The organism is Nocardia sp. NPDC052316, assembly GCF_044547795.1.
GTDB lineage: Bacteria > Actinomycetota > Actinomycetes > Mycobacteriales > Mycobacteriaceae > Nocardia.
On sequence record NZ_JBIUBB010000006.1, the window covers coordinates 42,739 to 60,411 of the forward strand.

Here is a 17,673-nt window from a genome sequence, read left to right on the forward strand (position 1 = left end):
AGGCAAGTGCGGGTACACACATGACGATGCCGATGGATGTCACCGTCCAGCGCACCGACGCCGTGCTCAGGGAGCTATCCCGGGTGATCGTCGGCAAGCAGGAAGAAATGCGATTGATCATGATCGCGGTGCTGGCCGGCGGGCACGTCCTCATCGAGGACCTGCCCGGCCTCGGCAAGACGTTGATCGCCAGGTCGTTCGCCGCGGCGCTCGGCCTGCAGTTCACCCGCGTGCAGTTCACGCCCGACCTGCTACCCGCCGATCTACTCGGGTCCACCATCTACGACATGTCCTCGGGCCGCTTCACTTTCCGGCGCGGCCCGGTCTTCACCAATGTGCTGCTCGCCGACGAGATCAACCGGACGCCGCCGAAAACACAGGCGGCGCTGCTGGAGTCGATGGCCGAGGGGCAGGTCAGCATCGACGGCGAGACCTTCCAGCTGCCACAGCCTTTCATCGTGCTCGCGACCGACAACCCGATCGAGTACGAGGGCACCTATCCGCTGCCGGAGGCGCAGCTGGACCGGTTCGCCATCCAGCTCAGGCTCGGCTACCTGTCCGAACACGACGAGAAGCAGATGATCCGGCGCAGGCTGGAGCGTGGGGCGACGACGCCGCAGGTCAACCAGGTGGTGGACGCGAACGGCCTGCTGGAGATGCGCCAATCGGTCGAGTACGTGACCGTGCATCCGGATGTCGTGAGTTATGTGGTCGCGCTCGCCTCGGCGACCCGGGCGCACCCGCAGGTCGAGGTCGGCGCGAGTCCGCGCGCGGAGCTGGACCTGGTGCAGATGTCGCGGGCCAGGGCGCTGCTGCTCGGGCGCGACTACGTGATCCCGGAAGACGTGAAGGCCCTGGCGATTCCGGCCATGGCGCACCGGATCACGCTGCGCCCGGAGATGTGGGTGCGCCGGATCCGCGGCGAGGACGTGATCGCCGAGTTGCTGCGCCGCCTGCCCGTGCCGCGGGCCACCGTGACATGAGTGCACGCAGTGAGCGAAGCGGGTGCACCAGGCCCGTGACGGAGCCGAGCGCCGGCGAGGCCCGGCCATGAGGCACCGCGACGCGAGCACCGCGGTCGAGGCCGAATTACGGTGGCGTCCAGCCCCGTTGGTCTTCATGCTGGCGATCTGCGCCGCGGCGGCGCTGGTGCTCGCGGTCGTGCTGGGCCGCTGGCAGCTGGTGGTCTTCGCCGCACCACTGCTCGGCGTGCTGGCGACCGCACGGTGGCAGCAGTCCGCGACCAAGATTCAGGTGGACGGCGGCGGCACGCTGCGGTGTTTCGAGTCCGAAGAGGTGGTGCTGACCGTCGCCGCCTTCGTCGAGCAGGGGCACGCGCTGCTGCGGTTGAAGCCGGAACCGGTTGTGGCACTGGGCATCGAGGTCGAGGAGGCGAATGATTCCGGCAGCGCGCCTGCCGGTCTGCGGCTGGCCTTGTCGGCGGATCGGTGGGGTCGTTATCCGGTGTCGGTGCGGGTCTCCGCACTCAGTCCGGCGGGGCTCGCCGTCGCCACCGCGGTGCTGCCCGCCGGGCAGCTGTTCGTCTACCCGATCACCGATCCGCAACGAATGCGGTTGCCGCGCACCGAATTGCCCGAGCGGCTCGGCACCCACCTCACCCGCAGGCACGGGCCCGGCGTCGAGTACGCCGATATCCGCGCCTACGCGCCGGGTGATCAGCTCCGCATCGTGAACTGGCCGGTCAGTGCGCGCCGCGGCAGGCTCTACGTCACCGAGCGGCTGACCAACCGTTCCGCGGATGTCGTTGTGCTGGTGGATACTTCGCAGCAGGCGCCGGGACCCGCCACCGATTCCCTGGAGCTGTCCGTGCGCGGCGCCGCGCAGGTGGTGCAGTCCACCCTGCAAGCCGGTGACCGCACCGCCGTCGTCTGCCTCGGCCAGCAGCCGCGCTGGCTGCGCCCGGATATCGGCCGCCGCCAGTTCTATCGGATCGTCGACACGGTGCTCGACGTCGGCGACGAGTACATCCCGACCACCGGCACCCTGGCGCCGCACTCGGCGGTGCCGCTCGGCGCGATCGTGGTCGCCTTCTCCACGCTGCTGGACACCCAGTTCGCGCTCGCGCTGATCGATCTGCGCAAGCGCGGGCACGTCGTGGTGGTGGTGGATGTCTTGCGCGGCACGCCGTTTCGCGGCGATCTCGATCCGACGCTGGCCAAGATGTGGCAGCTCGAGCGTGCCTCGATGTATCGGGACATGGGCACCGTCGGAGTCGACATCGTGGCCTGGCCGGCGCAGACCCGGCTCGACCAGATCATGCGGGTGCTGCCCGAACACCGCCGCACCGTCCGGGTGCGCCGATGACCCGATTCCTGGCCGTCCTCTCGGGCGTACTGCTGGTGACCTCGGTGGCGCTGCTGGAACCGTGGGCCGCCGTCCCCGCCCTGGTGCTGGTCGCCCTCGGCTGGTGGTTCCGTCCGTTCGCGGTGCTCGCCGTCTTGCTGGCCGTCGGCGTACTCGCCGTCGCGAATCCTGGTGTACTCGCCGCCGCGGCAACGGGTTTGGTCGCCACCACCTACCTGCTGAACGCCGCCACCGTCACCGCGCCACGCGGCGTCGTACCCACCACCGTCCCCTCGGTGGCGGGTGCGGTCGGCTTCGCCGCGGTGGCCGTCGGTGCCGCGCTGCTGCCGCTGCACCTGGCCTGGGCACCGCTGGCCGCCCCGATCCTGGTGCTCGTGTTGTACGCGTTGATAGTCCAGGGCGCCGCCGTCCGTCGTGGCCGCAACGGCGCCGGACCTGGCCCGTCGGCCGCCACCGAAACGCGACCGGACGCACCAGGATCTACCGCGTAGCGAGCCCGCCTGCGGCAGGTCAGGCGGCGCTGAACCGCAAGGTGACGTCCCCGAGCACCGGAGCGTCCTCGCGTTCGACCACCGTTGCGGCGATGTTCAATGCGTTGTCCTGCCGCCAGATCCGAGTGCGGATCGTCTCGCCCGGATAGAGCACACCGGCGAAGCGGGCCCGGAAACCGGTGACCCGGCCTGCCTCCGAGCCCAGCACCGTGTCGGTGGCCGTCTTGCAGACGATGCCGTAGGTGCACAGCCCGTGCAGGATGGGCGCGGGAAACCCGGCGGCGCGGGCGAATTCGGGATCCGAGTGCAGTGGGTTGCGATCGCCGCACATGCGGTAGAGCAGCGCCTGCTGCGGCAGGGTCGGCGTGGTCACGTCGAAATCCGGTGCCCGATCCGGCAGTTCGGCCTTGGTGCTCGGTCCGCGTTCGCCGCCGAAGCCGCCCTCGCCACGGGCGAAGATCGAGGAACGCGCGGTCCACAGCGGTGCGCCGTCGGAGCCGGTGACGGTCTGCTCTTGGACAACCACCGCCGCGGCGCCCTTGTCCCACAGCTCGGTGATCCGGCCGGTGCTCGTCGCCTTGCCCGCGGCGGGAATCGGGCGGTGCACCTCGACCTCCTGATGTCCGTGCACCACCTTCGCCAGGTCGATGTCGATGCCGGGGAAGCTGACGCGCGGCGGCTCGGTCTCGTGCAGGGTCGGCGCCACGGTCGCGAACGTCGGCAGCACCTGGGGCGTGCGGTCGTCGAGGTACCGCAGCTCGGCGGGCTCGGTCCAGCGCGTGCCCGCGCCTAGCCCCAACTGGTACAGCTGCACGTCGGACGGCGTCCAGGAGAACTCGCGGCTCGGAAGTTCGGCCCCGAGTGCGATTTTCGGATCGATGGGCATCAGGACTCCTTGTCCGGCAACGGCCGGGTCGGCTGCGCGACCTTCTTCTCGACGATATCGAGCACGGCCAGGTAGCCGAAGGTGAGCGCGGGGCCGATGGTGGCGCCGGGACCCGCGTAGGTGTGGCCCATCACCGGGGTCGAGCAGTTGCCCGAGGCGTACAGGCCCTCGATCGGGCTACCGTCCTCGCGCAGCACCCGCCCCGCCGTGTCGGCGACCAGGCCGCCCTTGGTGCCGAGATCGCCGGGCACGATCTTCGCGGCGTAGAACGGGCCCTGCACCAGCGCGGCCAGGCACGGGTTCGGCTTCACCGTCGGATCGCCGTAGTACCGGTCGTAGTGGCTGTCGCCGCGGCCGAAGTCCGCGTCCTTGCCGGTCTCGGCGAAGGTGTTGAACCGGGCGACGGTGGCGGCGAGGTTGGCCGCCGGGACACCGATCTTCTCGGCCAGCTCGTCGAGGGTGTCGGTCTGCACGATGTTGTCGTTCTCCAGCCAGCGCTTGGGAAAGCGCTGACCCGGCTGCAATCCGGCGAAGATGTAGCGGTTGCGGTAGCGCTGGTCGAAGACCAGCCAGGCCGGAATGTTGGCACCCGGCCCCTCGCCCTGCCCGTACTCGCCGCCGTACATGGTGTGCACGGCCTCGACGTAGGGCGCGGACTCGTTGCCGAACCGCTTGCCCTCCGCATTGATCATGATGGTGCCCGGCAGATTGCGCTCGGCCAGTGCGAACCATGGCCGCCCGCCCTTGAACACCGTCGGACCCCACCAGGCGTCCTCCATGAAGCCGACGTCGCCGCCCGCCGCCATGCCCGCCAGGATGCCGTCGCCGGTATTGGCGGCCGCGCCGGTGGTCCACTCGGTGGTGATGGGCTGGCGCTGATACTTGGTGCGCAACTCGGCGTTGTGCTCGAAGCCGCCGCTGCCGAGCACAACGCCGTAGCGCGCGGTGAAGGTGACCTGCTCGCCCTCGTGCTCCGCCTCGACCCCGGTGACCACGCCGTTGTTTACCACCAGCCCGGTCAGCGGAGTGTTCAGCAGGACCGGCACATTCGCGTCGAGCAGCCCCTTGCGCATGGCGGCGATGATCGCCTGCCCCATGCCGAGGATGTGCTTGCCGGTGACCTTGGCCCAGTAGGTACGCGCACCGACCCGCAGCGCGCGCATGATGCCCTTCGGGTGCCTGCGGATCAGGTTGAGCCGGACGAAATCGGCCTGCATGACCACGACGTTCAGCGGCGCCTTGGCGTAGGGCGGCTCCAGATTGGCCAGCTCCGCGCCGAGCACCTTGGCGTTGAACGGGGCGGGCTCGCAGGACCGGCCCGCGCCGAGACCGCCGGGGGCCTCCGGGTAGTAGTCGGAGTAGCCCGGCACCCACTTCATCTTCAGCGGGGTGTGGTCGAGCACGAAGTCGAAGGCCTCCGCACCCCGGTCGATGTAGGTATCGATCCGGTCCTTGGGCACCACGTCGCCGATGATGCTGTGCAGGTAGGTGCGCGCCGCCTCGCGGTCGTCCGGTCGGCCGGAGGCGCGCAGCGCCTTGTTGCCGGGGATCCAGACACCACCGCCCGAGCGGGCGGTCGACCCGCCGTAGTGCGCGGCCTTCTCGATGAGCACCACGCTGAGCCCGTGATGGGCGGCGGTGAGGGCGGCGGTCATGCCCGCAGCGCCGCTGCCGACCACCACCACATCGTATTCCCGATCAATCATGTAGAACACGTTATAGAATGATGCCGCCATTGGTCTATGTTGTGTGGCAGAAGACTTACTCGGCTTCTCATCTACCGAGAAACTCGTTTCAGTTTCAGACCGGAGTGAACTACATGGGGTTCGATTGGGACCTGGTCGCCGACGTGGTCGTTGTCGGTTTCGGCGCGGCCGGTGCCGCCGCCGCGCTGGAAGCGGCGGCCGACGGCGCGCAGGTGCTCGCGGTGGAGCGGTTCGCCGGTGGCGGGGCGTCGGCGCTGTCCGGCGGCATCATCTACGCCGGTGGCGGGACGTCGGTGCAGCAGGAGGCCGGTGTCGCGGATACGCCCGAGGCGATGCTCGCGTATCTGGAGCGCGAGGTCGGCGACGCGGTGTCGCCCGCGACGCTGCGCCGTTTCGTGGACGGCAGCCCCGCGATGATCGAGTGGCTGAAGGGCCATGGCGTTCCGTTCGAGGCGTCGCTGTGCCCGTACAAGACCTCGTACCCGAACGACAGTTACTACCTGTACTACTCGGGCAGCGAGATCTCCGGTGCGTTCCGGGATATCCCGGCGGCGCAGCGTGGGCATCGGGTCAAGGGCAAGGGTACCTCCGGCAAGCAGCTGACCGGCCCGCTCGCGGCCGCCGCGTCCCGGCTCGGTGTACGGGTCGAAACGCTCACGCAGGCAACCGAACTCATCACCGATGCGGCAGGCACCGTGATCGGCGTCGAGTGCCGGACGCTGCGTGACGCACCGGGCCGGGTCCGTGACCGATACACCCGCTTGGCCAAGGTGGCCGCCAAACCAGGCATCTACTACCCGCCGCTGCGCGCCGCGCTGGAGCGGCGGCTGGCGCGGCTGGATCGCCGGTACGGCACGACGATTCGCGTGCTGGCCCGCCGTGGCGTGGTGCTCAGCGCCGGCGGCTTCATCGCCAACCGGGCGATGCTGCGCGAATACGCGCCGGACTACCGCGGCGGACTCGCGCTCGGCACCACCGGTGACGACGGCAGCGGCATCCTGCTCGCGCAGCGGGCCGGTGCGGCCACCGATCGGATGGGCAACGTCTCCGCCTGGCGGTTCCTGCTGCCGCCCAGCGCGTTCACCGGCGCGCTGCTGGTCGACGCGGCAGGCCGCCGGGTCATCGACGAGACAAGATACGGCGCGGCCGTCGGGCACGCGCTCATCACCGAACACGGCGGCAAGGGCTGGCTGCTCGCCGACGACGAGCTGATGCGCACCGCGATCGACCAGATCGGCAAGCAGGGCGCCTGGTTCCAGCGCGGCCAGTTCGAGGCGATGCGGCGCACCGCGATTCGCGGCGCCACCCTCGAAGCCGTCGCGGCGCGGGCAGGCATCGACGTGGCCGGGCTGCGGGCGACGGTGGACGCGCACAACGCCGCGATCGAGCACGGCACGCCGGACCCGGTCGGCAAGCCTGCCGAGTTCACCAAACTGCTGCATACCGGGCCGTTCTGGCTGCTTGATGTCGGCATCCGGCCGAGCCTGGCCAATCCGTGCCCGATGCTCACCCTCGGCGGTGTGGTCGTGGACGAGGACACGGGCGCGGTGAAATCGACTGCCGGAAACGACATTCCGGGACTGTTCGCGGCGGGCAGGACGGCCGTCGGCATCTGCTCGGAGTCCTACGTCAGCGGGCTCTCGCTGTCGGACTGCATCTTCTCCGGCCGCCGGGCCGGTCGGGCCGCGGCGGGCACGGTGCCGGTGCTGTCCGAACAGCCCGGAGCGCTCGATCAAGCAACAGTGTTCACCCACCCCGCCGGCTCCGCCGGCTGCCGTCCCCCAGCGGAAGGAAACTAGCGTGCTGTCCCAAGCGGTACGAACCGAATTGGCCGACGAGCTCGAGCTCGCCGAACGCGACCGTGTGGCGATCGATCCGCTGGTTGCCCGGTACCCCGACATCGATGTGGTCGATGCCTACGAGATCCAGCTGATCAATATCCGGCGCAGGCTCGACAGCGGCGCCAGGGTGGTCGGGCACAAGGTCGGCCTGTCGTCCGAGGCCATGCAGCAGATGATGGGCGTTGACGAACCCGACTACGGGCATCTGCTCGCGGAGATGGAAGTCTACGAGGACGTTCCGGTCGAGGCGGGTCGCTATCTGTTTCCGCGCGTCGAGGTGGAGGTGGGCTTCGTCCTCGGCGCCGACCTGCCCGGCGCGGACTGCACCGAGGACGACGTGCTCGCCGCGACAGTCGCTTTCGCCCCCGCCATCGAGCTGATCGACTCGCGGATCAAGGACTGGAAGATCGGGCTGACCGACACCATCTCCGACAACGCGTCCTCGGCGGGCTTCGTGCTCGGCCCGCAGCGGGTGGCGCCGAAGGACATCGACATCAAGGCGATCGACGCGGTGCTCACCCGCAACGGCGAGGTGGTGGCCGAGGGGCGCAGCGACGCCGTGCTCGGCGACCCGGTGATCGCGGTGGCCTGGCTGGCCCGCAAGGTCGCGAGTTTCGGCGTGCGGTTGAAGGCGGGCGACATCGTGCTGCCCGGCTCGTGCACCCGCGCCATCGACGCCCGTCCGGGCGACGCGTTCCATGCCGAGTTCGCCGGGCTCGGTTCTGTCCGTCTGCAATTCATCTAGGAGGCATGTGGTGTCCGAGAACGGGACCGTCACCGCCGCGATCGTCGGGTCCGGCAACATCAGTACCGATCTGCTCTACAAACTGCTGCGCTCGACGAGTATCGAGCCGCGGTGGATGATCGGGATCGACCCCGACAGCGAGGGTTTGAAGCGCGCCCGCGGGCTCGGGCTCGAGACCTCCGCCGAGGGCGTCGACTGGCTGCTTGCCCAATCCGAGCTGCCCGAACTGGTTTTCGAGGCGACCTCGGCGTACGTGCATCGCGCGGCCGCGCCGAAGTACGCCGAAGCGGGCATCCGCGCGGTCGATCTCACGCCCGCCGCCGTCGGCCCTGCCGTGGTGCCGCCGGTCAACCTCGGCGCGAATCTCGATGCGCCGAACGTCAACATGATCACCTGCGGTGGGCAGGCCACCATCCCGATCGTGGCCGCCGTATCCCGCGTGGTGCCGGTCGCTTACGCGGAGATCGTCGCCTCGGTGTCCTCGGTCTCGGCCGGCCCCGGTACCAGGGCGAACATCGATGAGTTCACCAAGACCACCAGCCGTGGCGTCGAGACCATCGGTGGGGCGCAGCGCGGCAAGGCGATCATCATCCTGAACCCGGCCGAGCCGCCGATGATCATGCGCGACACCATCTTCTGCGCCATCCCCGAAGACGCCGACACCGCGGCCATCACCGACTCCATCCACCGGATGGTGGCCGACATCCAGCAGTACGTGCCCGGCTATCGCCTGCTCAACGACCCACAGTTCGACCCGCCGTCGGTGATCGCCGGTGGGATGGCGAAGGTTTCGGTGTTCGTCGAGGTCGAAGGGGCGGGCGACTTCCTGCCGCCGTACGCGGGCAACCTCGACATCATGACCGCTGCCGCAACGCAGGTCGGCGAAGTGATCGCCGGGCAGATCCGCGGCGGTGCGCAGCGCGGCGACCAATCAGACACAGCGGCACGGGTGTAAGGGAGCGAAACCATGGCTTACTCAGCAGAACTCGACATTCGCGTCACCGACACCTCGCTGCGCGACGGATCACATCACAAGCGCCACCAGTTCACCGCCACCGAGGTCCGCGACATCGTCGCCGCCCTCGACGGGGCGAGGGTGCCGGTCATCGAGGTCACCCACGGTGACGGGCTCGGCGGGTCGTCGTTCAACTACGGCTTCTCCAAAACCCCTGAGCAGGAACTGATCAAGATCGCGGCGGAGACGGCGACCCAGGCCAAGATCGCGGTGCTGATGCTGCCCGGGGTCGGCGTCAAGGAAGACATCAAGATCTCCCAGGACAACGGCGCCTCGATCTGCCGCATCGCCACCCACTGCACCGAGGCCGACGTCTCCATCCAGCACTTCGGCCTGGCCCGCGAACTCGGGCTGGAAACCGTTGGCTTCCTGATGATGTCGCATTCCCAGCCGCCGGAGGTGCTGGCCAAGCAGGCCAGGATCATGGCCGACGCGGGCTGCCAGTGCGTCTATGTGGTGGACTCGGCCGGTGCCCTGGTGCTCGACCAGGTCACCGATCGGGTCGCCGCCCTCGTCGCCGAGCTGGGCAACGATGCGCAGGTCGGCTTCCACGGTCACGAAAACCTGGATCTGGCGGTCGCCAACTCCATCTACGCCATCTGGGCCGGCGCCACTCAAATCGACGGCAGCGCACGCCGTTTCGGTGCGGGTGCGGGCAATACTCCGGTCGAGGCGCTGGTCGGCGTGTGCGACAAACTCGACATCACGACAGGCATCGACTTCTACGCCATCGCCGACGCCGCCGAAGACGTGGTTCGTCCGGCCATGCCGCAGGAGTGCCTGCTCGACCGGTCGTCGCTCATGATGGGCTACGCCGGGGTCTACTCGAGCTTCCTCAAGCACGCCGAGCGGCAGGCCGAACGCTACGGCGTCTCCGCCGCCGAGATGCTGGTCCGCGCGGGTAAGCGCAAACTGGTCGGCGGGCAGGAAGATCAGCTGATCGACATCGCCCTGGAATTGCAGCGGGAGCAGGCGGCGGTCTCCGTCTGACCAGGTCGGGCCGCGAACGCCGGTACCCGTTCGCGGCCCGTTCCCGGTGGCTAGGCCCGGATCCCTTCGCTGCGGTCGAAGCTCGCTTCCTCTTGGCTGACCAGCCCCAGCAGCGAAAGCGGCCGTGGGGTCACCGAATTGGTCAGATAGCCCAGCGTGATCGCCCAGCGGTTGACCGGGCGCGGTACGGCGATGGTGTGGTAGGCACGCGTGACCGCCTTGGCCGGGAAGCCGGACAGGTTGACGCCCAACGGATTCGCCACCGCGAAGTGCGGGCCGAGGTCGACGACCAAACCCATATCGCGGTGCTTGTACGGCGCGGCGCCCCCGATGCCGAGACTGGCGGCCACATTCCTGGCCAGTGCCTTACCCTGCCGGGAGGCATGCTGGGCGGTCGGCGGGGTGATCTTGCCGGGCTTGGTGAGATCCGGCACCGCCGCCGCGTCACCACCGGCGAAGACATCGGGGTGACCGGGCACAGTCAGATTCGCGTCGACAACCAGGCGTCCGCGTTCCATCGGCAAGCCGAGCGACTCCAGCATGGGCGCGCCGGTCACACCGGTCACCCAGGCGACCGTGTGGGTCGGCACCACGGTTCCGTCGGTGAGTACCGCCTGCCGCTCCGTGAGTTCCTTCAGCGAGGTCTTCAGCCGGATATCGATGCCGCGTTCGCGAAGCACGCTCAGCACCTTGTCGCTGAGCCGGTCGCCGACCTCCGGCATCACCCGCTCGGCCGTGTCGAGCAGGACGAAGCGAACCTCGGCCGGATCGAACCCGCGCCGGGCCGCGTAGGCATCGGCGAGCGCCCGCAACTGCGCGATCAGCTCGGTTCCCGCATAGGAAGCGCCGACCACCACCACGGTCCTGCGCGCCTTGCGGACCTCCGGATCATCCTCGAAGTCGGCCAACTCGAGTTGCCGCAACAGCTGCTCGCGCAGATACAGCGCCTCGGCAACCGTTTTGAGCCCGTGCGCGTGCTCGGCGACTCCCGGCACATCGAACAGCCGCGTCACCGACCCCGGCGTGAGAACCAGTCGATCCCAGGACAATTCACGGTCGGGCTGATGCTCGCTGCTCACCTTGATCGTCTTGTTGTCCAGATCGACAGCCTCGGCCTTACCGATCACCAACCGCACCCGCGGCAGCGCATCGGCCAGCGAAACCGCGACAAACCGCGGATCGATCACCCCACCGGCCACATCCGGCAACAGCGGCGTGTAAAGCATGTAGTCATTGGGCGTAACCAGCAGAACCTCGACGTCCCGCCCCGCCCGCCCCAGCACCTTGCACAACCGCTTGGCACAGGTGAACCCGGCAAACCCACTACCGACAATCACCACCCGCTCCGGACCAGCCCTCTTGTCCTCAGCCACAGCCACCTCCTACAAATCGCCCCCCCCACCGCGATTCCCCCATCCCCCCATCCGAAACCGTCATAGGTCTCGCTGAGGGGGGACGGCACAGCGGCTTGCCCGCAGTCGAGCTGGCATGCCCCGCCGCGGATCAGTGCCTGAAAGAGTCAGACGGCGATGATTTCGACCATGCTTTCCAGGCCGCGGAAGTCCTCGCTGTTGCGGGTGTAGAGCGCCAGGTTCCGCGACGACGCGACGGCGGCGATGAGCAGGTCCATCCGGCGCGGGCGAGGGTCGCGCTTTGCGGCCAGGGTTAGTGCGACCAGCGTTCCATACCGCGTCGCTGCGTCTTCATCGAATGGCAGCGGATCGAACTCCACGATGGCGGCACCCAGCCGCTCCGCCCGTGCCGCGCGGGTGACCGGATCTTTGGCCATCGCGACGCCCTGATGTAGTTCGGCCAACGTGATCGCAGTGATCTCAGGCAGCTTCGGCAGGCAATCCGGATCGAGAGTGTCCAAATCGATGTAGGTGCACGTATCCAGCACGCCCGAAGCCCTGCGATCGTCACTCATGGATGTGTCCCCCACACGTCGTCGTCCCCGATACGGTCTTCGGTCCCGAAGAATTCGTCTGCTTCCTGGCGCATCTGCGCGTAATCCACCCGAGGTAAACGGCGGTGCCGCTCGACGAGCTCCTCGGCGGTCAAACGCCGCCGTCGCTGGACCGGTCGCAGTTCTGCGACCTCGACACCGTTGCGGGTGACCCGAAAGGTCTCGCCCGCTTCGACAGCATCCATGATCGCCGCAGAGTTGTTGCGGAATTCCCGCTGCGTGATCACCTTCATAGCGCCAGTGTAGCCACGTGTAGCGCGTCGAGCTACAGCCAGGTGTCGAGGGTGGTGGTGGTGAGGAAGTGGTCGAGGTCGGCGCGCCAGGGGGCGGGGGTGGTTTTGTCGGGTTCTATGGCGGTGTATTGGCCGCGGTAGAAGAGGAGGGGGCGGCCGGTGGCGGTGGACTCGGTGAGGGCTTGGACTCGGCCGATCACTATGTAGTGGTCGCCGCCGTCGACGACGCTGTCCACCGTGCACTCGATGGTAGCGAGGGCGTCGTCCAGGACGGGGAGGGTGAGGGGGGAGGTGTGCCAGGGGGCGCCCGCGAATTTGTCGGGTTCGCGGGAACCGAAGCGGGCGCAGAGTTCGCGTTGCTCCTCGGCCAGGACGTTGACGCAGAAGCGGCCTGCTTGTTCGATGGCCGCCCAGGAGCGGGAGGTCTTGGTGGGGCAGAACAGGATCAGGGGTGGGTCGAGGGAGAGGGCGGCGAAGGACTGGCAGGCGAAACCGACCGGGGCATCGGCATCATCGAAGGTGGTGATGACGGTGATGCCGGTGCAGAACTGGCCGAGCACGTTACGGAAGGCCCGCGCGTCGATCTCAGGGTGGGTCATCGCTTCGCTCGCCCTCTCACTCACTGCTGGCGCTGCCCGACGCTGAAGTCGTGACCCCACAGGCTCACGGCGGTCGACTCGCGGGCAATCCAATCATTGTCGTCGACTTCGAGCCCCTCGCAGCCGAATTCGACATCGAACCCGCCCGGCGTCTTCATGTAGAAGGAGAGCATCTTGTCGTTGACATGCCTGCCGAGCGTCGCCGACATGGGAACCTTCTTGCGCAGTGCGCGATCCAGGCACAGCCCGACATCGTCGGCCGCCTCCACCTCGAGCATCAAATGCACGATGCCGCTCGGGGTCGGCATGGGCAGGAACGCCAGCGAGTGATGGCGCGGATTGCAGCCGAAGAACCGCAGCCAGGCGGGCTCACCGTCGGCCGGGCGCCCGACCATCTGCGGCGGCAGCCGCATCGAGTCACGCAGCCGGAAGCCGAGCACGTCGCGGTAGAACTCCAGCGCGGCCTGGTCGTCCTTGGTGCTGAGCACGACGTGCCCGAGCCCCTGCTCCTCGGTGACGAAGCGATGCCCGTACGGGCTCACCACGCGCCGATGTTCCAGTGCCGCACCGTGAAACGCCTCCAGGGTGTTGCCGGACGGGTCGTCGAAACGGATCAGCTCGTGCACCCGCCGATCGGCCAGTTCCGCGGCGGTGCCCTCCTTGTAGGGCACGCCGGCGGCTTCCAACCGGGTCCGGATATCTTGCAGCTCTTGGGCATTGGCGGTCTCCCAGCCCGAGATCTGCAACTGGTCCTTGTCGCCGGGCGAGATCACCAGCCGCGCCGGGAATTCGTCCATCCGCAGATACAGCGCGTCCGGATTCCCGCCCTTGCCTTCGACCATGCCGAGTACCTTGAGCCCGTACTCGCGCCAGGCGGCCATGTCGGTCGCCTCGATGCGCAGATACGCCAGCGATCGAATCCCCATCACTTCTCCTTGGAACCGGCAAGGAAATCAATTGCCAGCTTATTGAACTCGTGGAACTTCTCCAGCTGTGCCCAGTGCCCGCAGCCACCGAACACGTGCAATTGTGCGCGCGGGATCAGCTTGGTCGCCACCAGTGCACCGTCGAGCGGGTTGACGCGATCTTCGCGCCCCCAGATCAACAGCACCGGCTGACGTAGCTTATAGGCGTCGCGCCAGAGCATGCCCTTCTCGAAATCCGCACTGGCGAACGACTTTCCCATCGCCCGCGCCGCGGCGAGCGACTCCGGCGTGCTGGCCGCGGCGAACCGCTCATCGATCAGCTCGTCGGTGATCAGCGACTGATCGAAGACCATGATCCGCAGGAACGCCTCCAGGTTTTCCCTGGTCGGCTGGTAGTTGAACTTGCCGAGCAGCTTCACGCCCTCGGTCGGGTCGGGGGCGAACAGGTTGGTGCTCAACCCGCCCGGGCCCATCAGTACCAGCTTCCCGGCCCGATCCGGGTAGTCCAGCGCGAACCGCACGGCCGCGCCGCCGCCGAGCGAATTGCCGAGCAGGTGCACCCGCCCGGCGATCTCCAGGTGCTCGAGCAGGTCGTGCAGTGCCGAGGCGCTGTGCACGAAGTACTGCGGATGCTCGGTCGGCTTGTCCGACTGTCCGTACCCGGGCTGGTCCACGGCGAGCACGTGAAAGTTCTGCGCCAGCACCGGGATATTGCGGCCGAAGTTCGACCAGGAGGACGCGCCGGGCCCGCCGCCGTGCAGCAGCACGATCGTCGGCCCGTTGCCGACCCCCGCCTCGTGGTAGTGCAGCCGCAGATCCGGGCGCACCTGCGCGTAGCGGGAGGTCGATTCGGCGGTGATCTCCACCGTGGAAGTCACAGCTCCACCTCGCTGACGCTCGGCTCCGCTGTGCCCTCCGGGGCGCTGCGATTTTGGTTCACTCGCTGACGCTCACTCACAGCAGCTCCTACACCATCGCGTCGGTGACGGGCAGCCCGAACTCGTGCTGGCCGTACATCTGGTATGCCCGTTCGGGATCGTTCGCCGCGTGCACCCGGCCGGCGTGGGCGTCGCGCCAGAAGCGTTGCAGCGGTGTGCCGTTCGCCAGCGCGGTGGCGCCGGAGCTCTCGAACAGCTTGTCGATGGCGGCGATCGAACGTCCGGTGGCGCGCACCTGGTCGCGCCGGGCCCGTACCCGCAGGTCGAACGGGATCTCCTTGCCCGCGGCCAGCAATGCGTACTCCTCGGCGACATTGCCCGACAGCTGACGCCAGCCCGCGTCGATGTCGCTGGACGCCTCCGCGATGCGCACCTTGGCGAACGGATCGTCCTTCGCCTTCTCGCCCGCGTAGGCCGCGCGCACCCGCTTGCCCTGATGCTCGACATGCGCGGCGTACGCGCCGTAGGCCATGCCGACGATGGGCGTGGCGATGGTGGTGGGATGGATTGTGCCCCATGGCATCTTGTACACCGGATCGGTGTTCTGCTCGAGGCCCGGCGATTTCTGCTCGCTCATCTTGCGGAAGCTCAGGAACCGGTGCGACGGCACGAAAACATCTTTCACCGCAACGGTATTGGACCCGGTCCCGCGCAGGCCGACGACGTTCCAGACGTCATCGATGCGGTAGTCGTCGCGCGGAATGAGGAAGCTGCCGAAGTCGACCGGCTTGCCGTCCTTGATCACCGGGCCGCCGAGCACCGCCCAGGTGGCGTGGTCGCAACCCGAGGACCAGGCCCAGGCGCCGTTGACGAGGTATCCGCCCTCGACCACCGTGCCCGCGCCCATCGGCGCGTAGGACGAGGAGATCCGTACCTCGGTGTCCTCACCCCAGACGTCTTCCTGCGCCTGCTGTGCGAACAGCGCCAGGTGCCAATTGTGTACGCCGACAATGCCCGCCACCCAGCCGGTGGACCCGCAGGCGCTGGCCAGCTTGCGCACGGTGTCGTAGAAGACGACCGGGTCACCCGCGTGGCCACCCCACTGCTTGGGCTGTAGGAGCCGGAAGAATCCGGTCTCCTGCAGGGCCTTCATGGTTTCGTCGGGGATGCGCCGCAGGTCCTCGGCCTCCTGCGCGCGCTCGCGCAGCATCGGCAACAGCGCGTCGACCCGTTCGGTCACTTCTTGCGTCATCTCGGGACCTGCTCCTGCCTGGTCAGTTGGATAACCGGTAGTCATTTGCCTCTGAGACTAGAACAGGTTCTTATTTCTGTCGAGAACGGGTGTCTATCCGTGGCTGTGGATGGACATGTGCAGGAAGTGGCGGGAATCGCTGGCGTGGAACGCGACATTTTTGTAACGTGTTCTAGTACAGAAGGAGGAGGATTCGCGATGGCAGTTACCCCACAGGGGAGCGGTGCGAAGGTCCGGGAGCTAGACGTCGGCACCGTACCCACCCGCTATGCGAGGGGATGGCATTGCCTCGGTCTGGCCAAGTCGTTCCGCGACGGCAAGCCGCACGCGGTGAATGTGTTCGGCACCAAACTCGTGATCTGGGCCGATAGCAACGACGAGCTGCGCGTACTCGACGCCTACTGCAGGCACATGGGTGGCGATCTCAGTATGGGTGAGGTCAAGGGGGACGACATCGCCTGCCCGTTCCACGACTGGCGCTGGTCCGGCACGAGCGGTAAATGCACCGCGATTCCCTACGGCCGTCGCGTGCCGCCGCTGGCGCGTACCCGCAAGTGGACGACGCTGGAGCGCAACGGGCAGCTGTTCGTCTGGCACGACGTCGAGGGCAGTCAGCCCCCGCCGGAGGTGACCATTCCGCACATCAAGGGGCCTTACACCGACGCGGACGGCAACCCGAGCGAGCAGCTCGACAGCGGCTGGACCGACTGGACCTGGAACTCCATGCTGATCGAGGGCGCGAACTGCCGCGAGATCATCGACAACGTGGTCGACATGGCGCACTTCTTCTACATCCACTTCGCCTTCCCGACGTACTTCAAGAACGTCTTCGAGGGGCATATCGCCACGCAGTTCCTGGAGACCAAGGGCAGGCCGGATATCGGGATGGCGTCCAAGTACGGCGGCGACACCACGCTGAGCTCGGAGGCGTCCTACTTCGGGCCGTCCTACATGATCAATCCGCTGGTCAACATCTACAGCGGGTACGAGGTCAAGAGCGTCCTGATCAACTGCCACTACCCCGTGACTCAGGACTCCTTCGTGCTGCAGTGGGGGATCACGCTGGAGAAGCCGCAGGGCGTCGACGGCGAGATGGCGGACAAGCTGGCCGCGAAGATGACCGAGGGCATCAGCGTCGGCTTCCTGCAGGACGTCGAGATCTGGAAGCACAAGTCCAAGGTCGAGAATCCGCTGCTGTGCGAGGAAGACGGCCCGGTCTATCAGCTGCGTCGGTGGTACGACCAGTTCTACGTCGACCTCGCCGACGTCACCGAGAAGATGACCCAGCGCTTCGAGTTCGAGGTGGACACTACGAAGGCGAACGAGGTGTGGGAGGCGGAGGTCGCGGAGAACCTGCGCCGCAAGCGGGAGGCCGACGCGGCCGCCACCGACCAAGCGGAGGCCGGAGTCTGATGGCTACCTGGGCGAAAGCACCCGACTTTGCCGACCAGCCTGCGCGGCAGGCCGAAGTGCGCGCCCAGACCGTGGTCGACAAGGAACGGTATCTGGAGCAGGGCCTGACACCGCTGCGGTGTCAGGCCTGCCGGAGTCAGGTGCTGGTGCGCAAGAGCAGCTCACACCAGACCTCGGTGCAGTGGACCGAGCCGCCGCAGACGCACTGCCCGGTCTTCGCGGAGCTCAGCGAGAAGGGGCACGGTCCCGGTCGCCCCGACTCCTGCCCGCAGCTGGAGAAGACCATCAAGTGGGCTGTGGACGAAGGCGTCGTCCCGGTGCCCGACTAGTAGCGGATTTCGAGCGGGCGGGCACGTGAGTGACGCCGCGTCCGGCGTCGCCGATGTGCCCGGCCCTCGTTGCACTCG

The 17,673-nt window shown here is 67.8% G+C and carries 18 protein-coding genes; 9 read left to right on the forward strand and 9 right to left on the reverse strand.

Annotation, left to right across the window (positions count from 1 at the left end; translation table 11 throughout):
• Nucleotides 1-20: 20 nt before the first annotated feature.
• The 3 genes from ACIHA7_RS27990 to ACIHA7_RS28000 all read left to right on the forward strand — a co-directional run bounded on the left by ACIHA7_RS27990 (nt 21) and on the right by ACIHA7_RS28000 (nt 2,816).
• The gene (locus ACIHA7_RS27990) at nt 21-983 is read left to right on the forward strand and encodes an AAA family ATPase (RefSeq protein ID WP_397293927.1); all 963 of its coding nucleotides are present in this window, start codon (nt 21-23) and stop codon (nt 981-983) included.
• Between the two features lie 67 nt (nt 984-1,050).
• Complete coding sequence (locus ACIHA7_RS27995) at nt 1,051-2,325, forward strand: DUF58 domain-containing protein (RefSeq protein ID WP_397293928.1); 1,275 nt, start codon at nt 1,051-1,053, stop codon at nt 2,323-2,325.
• On the forward strand, nt 2,322-2,816 hold the full coding sequence (locus ACIHA7_RS28000) for a hypothetical protein (protein WP_397293929.1): 495 nt from the start codon (nt 2,322-2,324) through the stop codon (nt 2,814-2,816). Before ACIHA7_RS27995 ends, ACIHA7_RS28000 begins: the two co-directional genes overlap by 4 nt.
• A 19-nt stretch (nt 2,817-2,835) precedes the next feature.
• Here the strand turns inward: ACIHA7_RS28000 and ACIHA7_RS28005 are convergent, their stop codons facing one another.
• Nucleotides 2,836-3,702, reverse strand: a complete 867-nt coding sequence (locus ACIHA7_RS28005) for a MaoC/PaaZ C-terminal domain-containing protein (RefSeq protein ID WP_397293930.1) — start codon at nt 3,700-3,702, stop codon at nt 2,836-2,838.
• Nucleotides 3,702-5,408, reverse strand: coding sequence for a 3-oxosteroid 1-dehydrogenase (gene kstD / locus ACIHA7_RS28010; protein WP_397293931.1), 1,707 nt, complete (start codon nt 5,406-5,408; stop codon nt 3,702-3,704). Before kstD ends, ACIHA7_RS28005 begins: the two co-directional genes overlap by 1 nt.
• Nucleotides 5,409-5,521: 113 nt before the next feature.
• Between kstD and ACIHA7_RS28015 the strand changes: the two genes are divergently transcribed.
• The 4 genes from ACIHA7_RS28015 to dmpG are packed head-to-tail and all read left to right on the forward strand — an operon-like array spanning nt 5,522 to nt 9,999.
• Nucleotides 5,522-7,207, forward strand: a complete 1,686-nt coding sequence (locus tag ACIHA7_RS28015) for an FAD-binding protein (RefSeq protein ID WP_397293932.1) — start codon at nt 5,522-5,524, stop codon at nt 7,205-7,207.
• A gap of 1 nt (nt 7,208) precedes the next feature.
• A complete protein-coding gene (locus ACIHA7_RS28020) occupies nt 7,209-7,994 on the forward strand; it encodes a 2-keto-4-pentenoate hydratase (protein ID WP_397293933.1) in 786 nt (261 codons plus the stop codon).
• A gap of 10 nt (nt 7,995-8,004) precedes the next feature.
• The gene (locus tag ACIHA7_RS28025) at nt 8,005-8,949 is read left to right on the forward strand and encodes an acetaldehyde dehydrogenase (acetylating) (protein ID WP_397293934.1); all 945 of its coding nucleotides are present in this window, start codon (nt 8,005-8,007) and stop codon (nt 8,947-8,949) included.
• A gap of 12 nt (nt 8,950-8,961) precedes the next feature.
• Nucleotides 8,962-9,999: a 4-hydroxy-2-oxovalerate aldolase gene (dmpG, locus tag ACIHA7_RS28030; protein ID WP_397293935.1), complete on the forward strand. Its 1,038-nt coding sequence runs from the start codon at nt 8,962-8,964 to the stop codon at nt 9,997-9,999.
• A 50-nt stretch (nt 10,000-10,049) separates the two neighbouring features.
• Here dmpG and ACIHA7_RS28035 read toward each other — a convergent pair whose 3' ends face one another.
• From ACIHA7_RS28035 to hsaA, 7 genes are all read right to left on the reverse strand, one after another.
• Entirely contained in the window at nt 10,050-11,372 is a 1,323-nt protein-coding gene (locus ACIHA7_RS28035) for an NAD(P)/FAD-dependent oxidoreductase (protein ID WP_397293936.1), read from the reverse strand.
• A 146-nt stretch (nt 11,373-11,518) separates the two neighbouring features.
• Complete coding sequence (locus ACIHA7_RS28040; RefSeq protein WP_397293937.1) at nt 11,519-11,926, reverse strand: type II toxin-antitoxin system VapC family toxin; 408 nt, start codon at nt 11,924-11,926, stop codon at nt 11,519-11,521.
• Complete coding sequence (locus tag ACIHA7_RS28045; RefSeq protein ID WP_397293938.1) at nt 11,923-12,198, reverse strand: type II toxin-antitoxin system Phd/YefM family antitoxin; 276 nt, start codon at nt 12,196-12,198, stop codon at nt 11,923-11,925. The genes ACIHA7_RS28040 and ACIHA7_RS28045 overlap by 4 nt, the downstream gene beginning before the upstream one ends.
• A 32-nt stretch (nt 12,199-12,230) precedes the next feature.
• Nucleotides 12,231-12,797: a 3-hydroxy-9,10-secoandrosta-1,3,5(10)-triene-9,17-dione monooxygenase reductase subunit gene (gene hsaB, locus ACIHA7_RS28050; RefSeq protein WP_397293939.1), complete on the reverse strand. Its 567-nt coding sequence runs from the start codon at nt 12,795-12,797 to the stop codon at nt 12,231-12,233.
• A 20-nt stretch (nt 12,798-12,817) separates the two neighbouring features.
• The gene (gene hsaC / locus ACIHA7_RS28055; protein WP_397293940.1) at nt 12,818-13,723 is read right to left on the reverse strand and encodes an iron-dependent extradiol dioxygenase HsaC; all 906 of its coding nucleotides are present in this window, start codon (nt 13,721-13,723) and stop codon (nt 12,818-12,820) included.
• The gene (hsaD, locus tag ACIHA7_RS28060; protein ID WP_397293941.1) at nt 13,723-14,601 is read right to left on the reverse strand and encodes a 4,5:9,10-diseco-3-hydroxy-5,9,17-trioxoandrosta-1(10),2-diene-4-oate hydrolase; all 879 of its coding nucleotides are present in this window, start codon (nt 14,599-14,601) and stop codon (nt 13,723-13,725) included. Before hsaD ends, hsaC begins: the two co-directional genes overlap by 1 nt.
• 88 nt (nt 14,602-14,689) lie before the next feature.
• Nucleotides 14,690-15,853 (reverse strand): 3-hydroxy-9,10-secoandrosta-1,3,5(10)-triene-9,17-dione monooxygenase oxygenase subunit, encoded by a 1,164-nt coding sequence (gene hsaA, locus ACIHA7_RS28065; RefSeq protein WP_107653887.1) that lies wholly within the window; start codon nt 15,851-15,853, stop codon nt 14,690-14,692.
• A gap of 198 nt (nt 15,854-16,051) precedes the next feature.
• On the opposite strand from hsaA, the gene ACIHA7_RS28070 reads away from it, so the two are divergent.
• A complete protein-coding gene (locus tag ACIHA7_RS28070) occupies nt 16,052-17,266 on the forward strand; it encodes a Rieske 2Fe-2S domain-containing protein (RefSeq protein ID WP_397293942.1) in 1,215 nt (404 codons plus the stop codon).
• The gene (locus ACIHA7_RS28075) at nt 17,266-17,595 is read left to right on the forward strand and encodes a hypothetical protein (protein ID WP_397293943.1); all 330 of its coding nucleotides are present in this window, start codon (nt 17,266-17,268) and stop codon (nt 17,593-17,595) included. The genes ACIHA7_RS28070 and ACIHA7_RS28075 overlap by 1 nt, the downstream gene beginning before the upstream one ends.
• Nucleotides 17,596-17,673 lie beyond the last annotated feature (78 nt).